At 77.9% G+C, this 13,482-nt stretch carries 4 protein-coding genes; all 4 read left to right on the top strand.

Annotation, left to right across the window (positions count from 1 at the left end; all coding sequences use genetic code 11):
- The first annotated feature begins 536 nt into the window (after positions 1–536).
- Genes O7628_RS30880 through O7628_RS30865 form a run of 4 tightly spaced genes read left to right on the top strand, consistent with a single transcriptional unit; the run spans position 537 to position 13,475 of the window.
- A complete protein-coding gene (locus O7628_RS30880; RefSeq protein WP_278135871.1) occupies positions 537–4,478 on the top strand; it encodes an AMP-binding protein in 3,942 nt (1,313 codons plus the stop codon).
- The gene (locus O7628_RS30875; protein ID WP_278135870.1) at positions 4,475–7,624 is read left to right on the top strand and encodes a thioesterase domain-containing protein; all 3,150 of its coding nucleotides are present in this window, start codon (positions 4,475–4,477) and stop codon (positions 7,622–7,624) included. The genes O7628_RS30880 and O7628_RS30875 overlap by 4 nt, the downstream gene beginning before the upstream one ends.
- Complete coding sequence (locus O7628_RS30870) at positions 7,621–9,930, top strand: lantibiotic dehydratase (RefSeq protein WP_278135869.1); 2,310 nt, start codon at positions 7,621–7,623, stop codon at positions 9,928–9,930. Before O7628_RS30875 ends, O7628_RS30870 begins: the two co-directional genes overlap by 4 nt.
- Positions 9,927–13,475: an amino acid adenylation domain-containing protein gene (locus O7628_RS30865; protein ID WP_278135868.1), complete on the top strand. Its 3,549-nt coding sequence runs from the start codon at positions 9,927–9,929 to the stop codon at positions 13,473–13,475. The genes O7628_RS30870 and O7628_RS30865 overlap by 4 nt, the downstream gene beginning before the upstream one ends.
- Positions 13,476–13,482: the final 7 nt, after the last annotated feature.

Raw genomic sequence — 13,482 nt, 5'->3', positions numbered from 1 at the left:
CGCGCGCGGGCCGGCCCTGGTGGCGCGGGTCGTCCGGCGGCGTGGGGTGGGCGTTCGGTGGCCGGTCGCGGTGGAGTCGCGTCGGCGTGTCGTGTCGCGGAGGCGGCCAGCGTTCAGGGCCGCGGTCTCGTTGCGCCGTGCGGGGCGGCCGACAGGGGTGCGTGCGGGGCCGTCGGGATTGCCTTCGCGGCGTACGATGGCCGGTGCCCCGCCCGCGCCAATTGCCCTTCCTGAGCTGCCGTTAAGGTCCGGCCGCAGTGGAAAAACGCCGGTCATCAGGCGCTTTGGCCGCAAGATTACTTGCGGGTACGCCTCTAGGTTGAAACTCATGTGCGCGCTAGGGGGATGATCGGGTGAATCTTGCCGGCCGTCCCGGGTCGCGTCCGTCGGCTGTTCGGTCCGACTCTGATCGATGATCTTGCCGGCCAGGCATCGAGTCCTATGCTGCATCCATTGTGAAGTCCTGGGGGGGATCGTGATCACGATGCTTGGATGCTGCGCGCCCGTCGGTGGTGCGACGACCCGCGCCCACTGACATGGAAACATACAACATCGTCCATCGTTTCGCTGACCGTTCGGCCATTTTCGCCGACCGGCCGGCCCTGCTCGGCGACGACCGGCCGGTGAGTTACTCGGCGCTCGCCGCCTCGGCGGGTGGTCACGCCGCGCTGCTCGCCGCCGCCGGGGTCCGCCCCGGCGACCGGGTCGCCCTGCTGACCCCGCACGGCGCGCCCACCGTCGCCGCCATCCTCGGCACGCTCGCCGCCGGGGCCGCGTACGTGCCGCTGGATCCGGGCTTTCCCGTCGACCGGCTGCGCCACATGCTCGCCGCCGCGCGGGTGCGCGCCGTGCTGACCGCCGCCGAGCACCGGGACCTGGCCGACCGGCTCGCCGCAGACCACCGGGAACCGACCGACCGACCCGGGACCGAGCGCGAGCCCGGCCCCGACCACCGGGAACAGGCCGACCGGCCCGGCCTCGCCGTGTCGGCCAGCGTCGTGTCAGACAGCGTCGTGCCGGCCAGCGTCGTGCTGACCACCGACACGGTGGCCCCCGCCCCGCTGCGCCCCGTGCCGGTCGACCCCGACGCCCTCGCCTACGTGCTGTTCACCTCCGGCTCGACCGGGCTGCCGAAGGCCGTCGGGCAGACCCACCGCAACCTCGCCCACGTCGTCGACAACCAGATCGCCACCCTCGGCATCGGCCCCGACGACCGGCTCAGCCTGCTCGCCTCGTTCAGCTTCGACGCGGCCATCCCCGACCTGTACCCGGCGCTGCTCACCGGTGCCGCCGTCGTCCCCGTCGACCTGCGCCGGCACGGGCTGGCCCACGCCGTCGAGCAGCTCGGGAAGCACCGGGTCACCGTCTACCACTCCACCCCGACCGTCTACCGGTTCCTGCTCGACGCCCTCGGTGACCGGCGGCTGACCAGCGTCCGGGCGGTGCTGCTCGGCGGCGAGCAGGCCACCCACGCCGACGCCGCCCGGGGCCGGGACCGGTTCGCCCCGGGCTGCGTGCTGGTCAACGGGTACGGCGCGACCGAGATGACGTTCGCCGCCCGCTACGCGCTGCCGCTGGCCGAGGCCGACCCGGCCGCCACCGGCCCGCTGCCGATCGGCACCGCGCTGCCCGGCTACGAGCTGCATTTGGCCGACCCCGACTCCGACATCAACGCCGACACCGACGCCGACTCCGACACCGAGGCCGACACCGACGCCGACTCCGACATCAACGCCGACGCCGACGCCGACTCCGACATCAACGCCGACGCCGACGCCGAAACCGGCACCGGCACCGGCACCAGCGGCGCAGCCACCGTAGCCATCGACGCCGCCCCCGTCGGAGCCACCGAGGCTGCCCGGGGCGACGCCACCGGGGAGATCGTCGTGCGGGGCCGGCACGTCGCGCCCGGCTACCTCGACCGCGCCGACGACCGGTTCAGCCGCGACGGCGACGGGGTGTGGTCGTACCGGACCGGGGACCTCGGGGCGCGGCTGGCCGGCGGCGACCTCGTCTGCCTCGGCCGGCTCGACCGGCAGGTCAAGGTGCGGGGCTTCCGCGTCGAGCTGACCGAGATCGAGGCCGTGCTCGCCGCCGAGCCGGGCGTCGGCGCGGTCCGGGCGATCGCCCGCGGCGGCGAGCTGCTCGCGTACGCCCGCCCGGCCGGCGGGGTCCTCGACCCGGCGGCCCTGCGCGCCGCCCTCGCCCGGCGGTTGCCGGAGTACGCCCTGCCCCGGGCCGTCGTCGTGGTCGACGAGTTCCCGCTCACCGTCACCGGCAAGATCGACGAGCGGGCGCTGCCCGAACCGGCCGCCGAGGCCACCACCAGCAGCGAGGCGGCCGGCCAGGCGCCGGCCACCGCCACCGAGCGGGCCGTGCACGACGTCTGGTGCGCCGTGCTGGGCCGCGAGACGATCGCCCGCACCGCCGGTTTCTTCGACGTCGGCGGCCAGTCGCTGCTGCTCGGCGTGGTGCAGCAGCGGCTCGCCGCCCGGTTCGGGGTGCGGCTGCCCCTGCTGCGGCTGTTCGAGAACCCGACGATCGAGGCGCAGGCCCGCCTGGTCGACGCGCCGGCCGCGCCCGACCGCGCGCCCGTCGGGCCGGCGCCGGCCGCGCCCGCCACGGCCGCCCGCGAGTACACCGGCGACGAGATCGTCGTCGTCGGGCTCGCCGGCCGCTTCCCCGGCGCGCCCGACCCGGCGACCTTCTGGTGGAACCTCTGCGCCGGCGTCGACGCCATCCACGAGCACACCGACGCCGAGCTGGCCGCGCTGGGCATCGGCCCCCGGCTGCTCGCCGACCCCCGGCACGTGCGGGCCGCCGGCCGGCTCGACGACGTGGCCGACTTCGACGCCGACTTCTTCGCCTTCGGCGCGCAGGAGGCCGCCCGCACCGACCCGCAGCACCGGCTGTTCCTGGAGACGGCGTGGGAGGCCCTGGAGGACGCCGGGCACGACCCGTCCCGGTTCCCGGGCCTGGTCGGCGTCTACGCCGCCACCTCCGCCAACCGCTACTTCCTGTTCCACCTCATGGACAACCCGGCGGTGGTCGGCGACGTCGACCCCGACGACTGGGAGGCCCGGCTTGTCGGCCGGCAGTTCACCGACCACCTGCCCGGCCAGGTCGCCTACCGCCTCGGGCTGACCGGGCCGGCCCTGGCCGTGCAGAGCGCCTGCTCCAGCTCGCTGGTCGCGGTCTGCGTCGCCGCCCAGAGCCTCGCCGACTACCAGTGCGACATCGCGCTGGCCGGCGGGGTCAACGTGACCTGGCCCCGCTACCGGCACACCCCCGGCGGGATGGCGTCCCCGGACGGGCGGTGCCGCGCCTTCGACGAGGCCGCCAACGGCTCCGGCTTCGGCTCCGGCGTCGGGGCCGTCGTGCTGCGCCGGCTCGCCGACGCGCAGGCCGACGGGGACCGGATCTACGCGGTGCTGCCCGGCTGGGCGGTCACCAACGACGGCGCGGACCGCGCCGGCTATGCCGTCCCCGGCCCGTCGGGGCAGGCCGCCGCCGTGGCCGGCGCGCTCGCCGCCGCCGAGGTGGCCCCCGGCGAGGTACGGCTCATCGAGGCGCACGGCAGCGGCACGCCGCTCGGCGACGCCCTGGAGGTCGCCGCCCTGCACGAGGTGTACGGGGGTGCCGCGCCCGCCGAGAGCTGCGCCCTCGGCTCGGTGAAGACCAACATCGGGCACCTCGACGCCGCCGCCGGCATCGCCGGCCTGATCAAGGCGGTGCTCGCCGTCCAGCACGGTGTCATCCCGCCGAACCTGCACTTCACCCGCCCGCACCCCGAGATCGACCTGGCGGGCGGCCCGTTCTACGTGCCGACGAAGGCCCGGGACTGGCCGCAGGTGGCCCGCCGGGTGGCCGGCGTCAGCTCGTTCGGGCTCGGCGGCACCAACGCCCACGTCGTCGTCGAGCAGCCGCCCCCGGTCGAGCCGGTCGAGGCCCGGGACGCTGCCGTCCCGGGAGCCGCCGCGCGGGACGCCGCCGCCCCGGACGCGGTCGCGCACCTGCTGCCGGTGTCGGCGCGTACCCCCGTGGCGCTGCGGGCGGCGCTGCGCCGGCTGCGGCAGCACCTGGCCGGGGCGTCCCCGGCGCTGGCCGAGGTCGCCGCCACCCTCGCGCTGGGCCGCCGGGAATTCGGCTGCCGGGCGGCGGTCGTCGCCACCGACCCCGCCGCCGCCCTCGCCGGACTGGACGAGCTGCTCGACTCCGTCGGCCTGGACGAGCTGCCCGACTCCGTCGGCCTGGACGGGCTGCCCGCCGCCGGCCCGGCCGGCCTGCCCGACGCCGACGCCCGGGTCGCCGGCCCCGACGGCGAGCTTCGGGAGCTGGCCCTCGACTGGGTCGCCGGCCGCGACGTCGACTGGGCGGCCCTGCACCCCGAGGGCGGCGTGCGGCGCACCGGGCTGCCCACCTATCCCTTCCAACGTCAGCGGCACTGGATCGACCCCCCTCAGAAAGGCGCGCGGTGAACTGGTTCGTCTCCGCCGGAAGCCGTCCCCAGGCGCCGGTGCGGTTGTTCTGCCTGCCCTACGCCGGGGCCGGGGCCAGCGCGTTCCGCCACTGGCAGGGGGCCTTCGGCGCGGACGTCGAGGTGCTGCCCGTGCAGCTGCCCGGCCGGGAGAACCGGATCAGCGAGGACCCGCGCTTCACCGTCGCCGACGTCGCCGCCGCGATCGCCGGGCGGGCCGACCGCCCGTACGCGATCTACGGGCACTCGATGGGCGGGCGGGTCGGCTTCGAGGTGGTCCGCGAGCTGGCCCGCACCGGCGGGCCGCTGCCGCTGCGGCTCTACGTCGGCGGGGCGCGCGCCCCGCACGTCGACGACGCGAGCCTGTTCGACGGGCTGTCCACGGTGGACGACGAGGAGCTGCTGCGCCGCCTCGGCGACGGCGGCGGGCTGCCGCCGGAGGTGCTGGCCCACCCCGAGCTGGTGGAGCTGCTGCTGCCGCTGCTGCGCGCCGACTTCGGCCGGGTCGACAGCTACCGCTACGTGCCGGGCGAGCCGCTGCCGGTGCCGGTCGTCGCGTTCTCGGGCCGGGCCGACCGGGCCGTCAGCCAGGCGCAGAGCGCCGCCTGGGCGCGGCACACCGCCGCCGGGTTCACCCTGCACGAGATCGACGGCGGGCACTTCTTCCTGCACGACCGCCTGCCCGAGCTGGTCGCCGCGATCCGCGGCGACCTCACCGACGCCCTGCGGGGCGCCGCCGCCGTCCGGGTCGCCGGCGCACACGGGACCGTGCCGGCCCCGGACGGCCCGGCGGAGCAGGCCGCCGCCCCGACGGGGGACGGGGCCGACGGGGCCGGGGCGCACCGGGTGCCGCTGGGCGACACCGGCTGGTCGGTGTGGCGCGACGCGATCCTGCGTACCACCGGGTTTCCCGCCGACGGGCTCACCGCGCTCTCCGCGCCGCAGGCCGCCGCCGCGGCCGACGACCTGCTCGCCACCGGCGACGGCGCGGAACGGTTCGACAAGGAGTTCGCCGAGGCGATCACCGCCGCCGCCGGCCGGCTCAACGAGCTGGCCGCCGACCCGCTGCTGCGCGAGGCCGTCACCTGGCAGAACCGCACCGCCCTGCTCGCCCTCGACGGGCTGGCCCGCGCCGGTGCCGACGCGCCCCGCAACGTGCGCCGCCGCGACCGCGAGCGGGCCCTGTTGAAGTACTGGCAGCGCTACTGCGGCAAGAACGAGACCGTCGGCTTCTTCGGCCCGAGCTGCTGGGTCACCCTCGACCCGGGGCAGGCCGACACCGCCCGGGTGCGCCCCGGGCCGGCCCTGACCCGGCGGCGCTGGGTGTGGTTCGAGTCGTGGGCGCTGTCCGCGTACGCCGACACCGTTGGGGCGGACCTGGCCGTGCGGCAGTGGTGGCCGCCGCTGCTCCAGCCGCACCTGAGCCTGCGCGACCGGTCGGTGCTGCGCCCCGGCCGCCCGCCGGTGACCCTCACCCCCGTCGAGGCGGCCCTGCTCGCCGCCGCCGACGGCCACCGCAGCGCCCGCGACCTGGTCGCCGACCCGGCGATCGGGCTGCGTCGCCCCGACGACGGGTACGCCCTGCTCGACCGCCTCGTCGAGCGGGAACTGATCACCTGGGACGCCAACCTGCCCGTCGCCCCCGACGCCGAGGCGGCCCTCGCCGCCCGCATCGACGCCATCGGCGACGAACCGGCCCGGCTCGCCGCCCGCGCCGGCCTCGACCGGCTGCGCGCCGCCCGCGACGAGGTGGCCGACGCCGCCGGCGACCCCGACCGGCTGCGCGCCGCCCTCGACCGGCTCGACGCCACGTTCACCGAGCTGACCGGCCAGCCGGCCCGCCGCCGCGCCGGCCAGATGTACGCCGGGCGCACCCTCTGCTACGAGGACACCGCCCGCGACCTCGACGTCAGCTTCGGCGCGCCGCTGCTGGCCGACCTCGCCGCCCCGCTCGCCGTGCTGCTGCGGGCCGCCCGGTGGCTGGCCGGCGAGCTGGAGCAGGCGTACGGGGCGACGTTCCGCGACCTCTACGAGGAGCTGCGCGCCGACGCCGGCGCCGCCCCGGTCTCCCTGGCCGACCTGTGGTTCCTCGTGCAGGGCCTGTTCTGGGGCGCCGGCGAGCGGCCCGTCGACGCCGTCGCCGCCGAATTCGCCGCCCGCTGGGCGGGCCTGTTCGGCCTCGCCGACCTGCCCGACGGCGCGACCGAGGTGCGGCTGGCCGTCGCCGACCTGGCCGACCGGGTCGCCGAGGTGTTCCCCGACCGCCCCAGCGAGTGGACCAGCGGCCGACTGCACAGCCCCGACCTCCAGCTCTGCGCCGCCGACGCCGACGCCCTCGCGCGGGGCGACTACACCGCCGTGCTCGGCGAGCTGCACGCCGCCTGGCCGTCGTTCGACTGCCAGGTGTTCACCCCGTCGCACCCGGACGTGGCGCGGCTGCGGGCGGCGCTCGCCGCCGACCTCGGCGAGCACCGGATCCGGCTGCTGTTCCCCGCCGACTGGCCCCGGCGCACCAGCCGCACCGCCGAGGCGCTGACCGGCCCCACCGACCGGCAGCTCGCGTTCCTGCCCGCCCCGGGCGTCGACCCCGACCGGGTGCTGCCCACCGTCGACCTCACCGTCGCCGACGAGGACGGCCGGCTCGTCGTCACCGCCCGCGACGGGGCGCGCTGGCCGCTGACCGAGGTGTTCGCCGGGCTGCTCAGCGCCCACGCCGTCGACGGGTTCAAGCTGGTCGCCGCCGCACCGTACACGCCTCGGATCACCCTGGACCGGCTGGTGGTGGCCCGGCAGACGTGGCGTACCACGGTGGCCGAGAGCGGCCTGGCCGACGTCACCACCGAACGGGACCGGTTCCTCGCCGTGCGCCGCTGGCGGCGCGACCTCGGCCTGCCCGAGCTGGTCTACGTCAAGCTCGGCACCGAGACCAAGCCCTGCTTCGTGGACCTGTCCAGCCCCGCGTACGCCGCCATGTTCGCCGCGATGGTGCGGGCCGCCCGCACCGACGGCGGCGACGCCGTGTCGCTGACCGTCAGCGAGATGCTGCCGACACCCGACGACGCGTGGGTGCCCGACGCCGCCGGCCGCCGCTACTTCAGCGAGCTGCGGCTGCACATCGTCGACGACCAGCGGCGGGCCGCGCCGTGAGCCACCTGCTGCCCCTGGGGGACACCGGCTGGTCGGTGTGGCGGGACGTGCTGCTGCGCACCGCCGGCTTCCCCGCCGCCGGCCTCGACCTGCTCGCCGCGCCCGAGGCCGCCGCGGCGGCCGACGCGCTGCTGGCCGGCGAGCCGGCCACCGAGGCGTACGACAAGGAGCTGGCCGCCGCCCTGGCCCACTCCTCCGACGTGCTCGCCGGGATCTGCGCCGACCCGGCCGTGCGCGAGGCGGTCACCTGGCAGAACCCGGAGATGCTCGTCGCCCTCGACGGGCTGCTGCGCACCGACCCGGCCGTGCGCAACAAGCCCCGCCGCAAGCGGGAGATCGCGGTGCTGCGCTACTGGCAGCGCTACTGCGGCAAGGCCGAGACGATCGGCTTCTTCGGGCCGGTCTGCTGGGGCACCCTCGACCCGGACAGCCCGCACACCCGGCTCGCCCCGGGCGCCGGGCTGGTCGGCCGCCGCGAGGTGCACCTGGAGGCGTGGGCGCTCGCCGCGTACGCCGACCGGCTCGCCGCCGACCCGGCGGTGCGCCGCTGGTGGGCCCCGGTGCTGCCGCCCCACCTGCGGCTCGACGGCCGCCGGCTGTGCCCGCCGCTGGCCCCGGCGGTGGAGCTGACCGCCGTGGAGGCCCGGCTGCTCGCCGGCTGCGACGGCCGCACCCCGGCCCGGGAGATCGTGGCGCGGCTGTGCGCCGACGGCGACGCCGGCCTGCGCCGCGCCGACGACGGCTACCTGCTGCTCGACCGGCTCGTCGAGCGGGGCCTGCTGACCTGGGACGCCGGCCTGCCCAACAACCCCGATGCCCGGCGGGTGCTCGCCGCCCGGATCGCCGCCGTCGGCGACCCGGAGCTGCGCGCCGGCCTGGCCGCCGGCCTCGACCGGCTCGTCGCCGCCCGCGACGCCGTGGCGTCGGCGGCCGGCGACCCGGACCGGCTCGCCGCCGCCCTGGCCGCCCTGAACGCCGAGTTCACCGCCGCCACCGGGGAGTCGGCGACCCGGCACGGCGGGCAGATGTACACGGGTCGCACGGTCGTCTACGAGGAGACGACGCGGGACCTGGAGCTCGCCGTCGGGTCGGCCGTCCTCGACGCCCTCGCCGCGCCCCTGGCGATCGTGCTGCGGGCCGCCCGCTGGCTCACCGCCGAGATCGGCGCGGCGTGCGAGCGGGTCCTCGGCGAGCTGCACGCCGAGCTGGCCGCCGACGGGCCGGTGCGGCTGGCCGACATGTGGTCCCTCGCGCAGGGGCTCATCCTCGCCCCGGACGGCCCCGTCGCCGTCGCCAGCGCCGGGTTCACCGCCCGCTGGGCGGAGCTGTTCGGGCTCGCCGACGTCGCCGCCGACCAGCCGGAGCTGCGGCTGCGCAGCGCCGACCTGGCCGGGCGGGCCGAGGCGCTGTTCCCCGCCGCCGCGCCGGGCTGGCCCACCGCCCGCGTGCACAGCCCCGACGTGCAGGTCGCCGCGGCGGGCGTCGACGCGCTCAACCGGGGCGAGTTCCAGCTCGTCCTGGGCGAGCTGCACCCGGCGACCACCCCGTTCGACAGCGCCGTGTTCGCCCCGTTCCACCCCGACCCGGCCGCGCTGCGCGCCGCCGTGGACGCCGACCTGGGGCCGGCCCGGCTGCGGCTGCTGCCCCCGGTCGGGTTCCCCCGGCAGACCACCCGCACCACCTGGCACCTGCGGGGCCCCGCCGACCGGCAGGTCGGCATCGACACGGCCCGGGGCGCGGACGTCGCCGACCTGGTCGCCGCGAGCGCCGTCCGGGTCGAGTCCGTCGCCGGCCGGCTGGTGGCGGTGCTGCCCGACGGGGCCCGCTGGCCGCTGGTCGAGGTGTTCGCCAACCTCCTCGGCGCGCTGCTGCTGGACAGCTTCAAGCTGCTCGCCCCCGCGCCGACGACGCCCCGGATCACCATCGACCGGCTGGTGGTGGCCCGGCGCACCTGGCGCACCACCGTCGCCGACAGCGGCCTGGCCGGGGCCACCGGCGAGTCCGCGCGCTACCTCGCGGTGCGCCGCTGGCGGGCCCGCCTCGGCCTGCCCGAGCGGGTCTTCGTGAAGGTCGGCACCGAGGTCAAGCCCTGCTACGTCGACCTCACCGGCCCGCTGTACGCCCAGTCGCTGTGCGCCATGGCCGACGCCGCCGCCCGCACCGACCCGGCCGCCACCCTCACCGTCAGCGAGCTGCTGCCGGCCCCCGCCGACGCCTGGGTGACCGACGCCGCCGGGCGCGGCTACGTCAGCGAGCTGCGCCTGCAGATCACCGATCCAGCCACCTACCGGGGGGAACACGGGTGACCGACATCCTGTCCATCAGCGCCGCCCACGGCGAGCCGCTGCCGTGGCCCGACGCGACGGTCGCCGAGCTGGTCGCCGCGCGGGCCGCGCGGACCCCGGGCGCGGTGGCGGTGCGCCAGTGGGACGAGCAGCTCACCTACCGGGAGCTGGTCGGCCGGGCCGCCGGGGTGGCCGCCGCGCTGCGCGAGCGCGGCGTCGGCCGGCACAGCCGGGTCGGGGTGTGCGGGCACCGCCGGCCCGACCTGGTGGTCACCGTGCTCGGCGTGCTGCTCGCCGGCGCGTGCTACGTGCCGCTGGAGCCGGGCGGCCCCCGCCGCCGGCTGCGGGAGATCGCCGCCGACGCCGGGGTGCGCGTCGTCGTCGGCGACGCCGCCGGGGACGAGTTCGGGGACACGCCCGGGATCGAGGCGGTCGGGCTGCCCGGCCCCGCGCCGCTGGCCCCCTGCCCGGCCCGGCCCGGCGACCCCGCGTACGTGCTGTTCACCTCCGGCTCCACCGGCCGGCCCAAGGGCGTGCTCACCACCCACCGCAACGTCGTCGAGTTCGTCACCAGCTGCGCGGCCCTGACCGGCGCGGACGCGTCGGTGCGCAGCCTCGGCATCGCCTCCCTCGGCTTCGACGCCGCCACCATGGACCTGTTCGTGCCGCTGCTGCTCGGCGGCGCGGTGCAGCTCGTCGGCGCCGCCGACCGGTCCGACCCGGCGCGGCTGGCCCGGTTCGTGGCCGCCCACGGGGTCGACTGGGGCTTCATCACCCCGACCGTGCTGTCCATGCTGGACCCGGCGGAGCTGCCCGGCTGGCGCACCGTGCTCTGCGGCGGCGAGCCCGTGCCCGCCGAGCTGGCCGCCCGCTGGGCCCCCGGCCGGCGCTTCGTCAACGGCTACGGCCCCACCGAGACCACCGTGCTGGCCGTCACCGCCGAGCTGACCGCCGCCGAGACCGACCCGGTGCCGATCGGCCGGCCGCTGCCCAACCACCGGGCGTACGTCGTCGACGCCGACCTGCGTCCCGTGCCGCCCGGCGAGACCGGCGAGCTGCTGATCGGCGGCCCCGGCCTGGCCGACGGGTACCTCAACCGGCCCGGCCTGACCGCCGACCGGTTCGTGCCCGACCCGTTCTCCGGCCTGCCCGGCGAGCGGCTGTACCGCACCGGCGACGTGGTCACCCAGGCCCCCGACGGGCGGCTCGTCTACCTCGGCCGCGCCGACCGGCAGGTGAAGATCAGGGGACAGCGCATCGAGCTGGGCGAGGTCGAGGCCGTCCTCGCCGGGCTGCCCGGCGTCGACCGGGTGGTGGCGGAGGCCGTCGACGCCCCCGCCGGGGCCGAGCTGGTCGCGTTCCTCACCCCCGCCGACGCCCCCGACGACGCGGAGCTGCGCGCGTACGCCGAGCCGAGGCTGACCCCCGCGATGCGCCCCGCCCGGGTGCTGCGCCTGGCGGAGCTGCCGGTCAGCCCGACCACCGGCAAGCTGGACCGGCCGGCGCTGCGGGCGCTGGCCGCCGCCGCCCGCCCCGCGCCCTCGGCCGCCGACGCCGACGGCCCGGCCGCCGCCGACCCGGTCACCCGGGCGGTGGCCCGGGTGTGGGCGCGGCTGCTCGGCGCGGCCCCCGGCCCCGGCACCGACTTCCTCGCCGCCGGCGGCAACTCCATCGCCGCGATGCGGCTGGTCGCGGCGCTGCGCGCCGAGCTGGGCCGCGCCGTGGACACCCGGGACGTGTTCGCCGGCCGCACCCTCGCCGGCCTGGTGGAGCGGATCACCGCCGCCGCCCCCGCCGCCGCCGGGGACGGGCTGACCACCGGCAACCCGCCGACGCTGTCCCCGCCGCAGCGGCGGCTGTGGTTCGTCGACCAGCTCGCCCCGTCGAGCGCGCCGTACAACATCGCGGTGGCCCACCGGCTGCGCGGCGAGCTGGACGTGCCGGCCCTCGGCGCGGCCCTGCGGGCGGTGGCCGAACGGCACGACGTGCTGCGCTGGCGCATCCCGCAGACCGCCGGGGTGCCGTACGCGGTCTGCGCGGAACCCACCGACGTGGCGGTGCCCGTGGTGGACCTGACCGGCGGCGACGACCCCGCCGCGGAGCTGGCCCGGATGCTCGCCGACGGGGCGGCCCACGCGTTCGACCTGGCCACCGGCCCGCCCTGGCAGGTGACCGTCTACCGGCTCGGCCCGGCCGAGCACGTGCTCGCCGTCACCTGGCACCACGCCGTGTTCGACGGCTGGTCGGAGGCGGTGTTCTACGCCGACCTCGCCACCGCGTACGCGCGGGCCGTGGCCGGCACCGACCCGACGCTGCCCGCCCCGGCGGCCCGGTACGCCGACTACGCCGTGTGGCGGGCCGAGCGGGACCGCCGCCGGGGCGCCGCCGACCTCGCCTGGTGGACCGCGCACCTGGCCGGCGCGCCGACGGTGTTGGAGCTGCCCCGCGACCGGCCCCGCCCCGCCGTGCAGACGTACGCCGGGGTGGAGGCCGCCGTCGCGTTCTCCGCCGAGGCGGACCGGGCGGTGCGGGCGCTGGCCGCGCAGCGCTCGACGACCGTGGCGGCAGTGCTGCTGGCCGGGTTCGGCGAGCTGCTGACCCGGCTCACCGGCGGCGACGACCACGTCGTCGGCGCGATCGTCGCCGACCGGCGGCTGGCCGCGTTCGACGACGTCGTCGGGTTCTTCATCGACACCGTCCCGGTGCGGGTCCGCACGGCCGGGGCGAGCTTCGCCGAGCTGGTCGACCGGTGCGCCGCCGAGCTGCACGACGCCACCGCCCACCCGGGCGCGCCGTTGGAGCGGATCGTGGAGGCCCTCGGCGTGGGCCGGGACACCTCCCGCGCCCCGCTGGTGCAGGTGCTGTTCAACGTGCTCAACTTCGCCGAGCCCCGGCTGGCGCTGCCCGGGCTGGCCGGCGGGCCGGTGCCGGTGCCGAAGCCGGGCTCCCCGTTCGACCTCACCGTCTACGTGGTGGAGCGGGCGGTCACCGGCGCGGACGGGCCGGGGCGGCTCGGCGTCGAGGTGGTGTTCAACCCCGACCTGTTCGACGCCGACCGCGTCGAGGCGCTGCTGGCCGACCTGGCCGCCCTCGTCGGCGCGCTGGCCGCCGCGCCGCGGTCCCCGGCCGGGGAGGTGGCCGCCGAGCTGCCCCGCCCGACGGTGCGCACCGCCGGGCTCGGCGCGATGACCGTCGCCGCGTCCGCCGAGCCGGCCCGCGCGGTGGCGCTGCCGGCGGGGCCGGACGCGCTCACCGACACCGAGGAGCTGGTCGCCGCCGCCTGGCGGGAGGTCCTCGGCCGCGACCGCGTCGGCGTGACCGACAACTTCTTCGACATCGGCGGGCACTCGCTCGCCCTGGCCGCCGTGCACGCCCGGCTGACCGCCGCCACCGGCCGGTCGATCGCGATGCTCGACCTGTTCCGCCATCCCACCGTCCGGGCCCTCGCCGCGCACCTCGACGGCGCGGCCGACCGGCCGGAGCTGGCCCGCGCCGCGCTGCGGGCCGCCGCCCGCCGCAGCCGCGCCCGACGTATCCCTCCCCGCCGCCCCGGCGGCACCGCATGAAGGACGA

Origin of the sequence: Micromonospora sp. WMMD956 (genome assembly GCF_029626125.1) — a bacterium.
Classification (GTDB): domain Bacteria; phylum Actinomycetota; class Actinomycetes; order Mycobacteriales; family Micromonosporaceae; genus Micromonospora; species Micromonospora carbonacea.
This window is presented reverse-complemented; position numbering and strand designations above follow the sequence as displayed.

Coding starts and splice junctions, on each gene's coding strand:
- O7628_RS30880 (WP_278135871.1), top strand. CDS start 537: ATGGAAACATACAACATCGTCCATCGTTTCGCTGACCGTTCGGCCATT.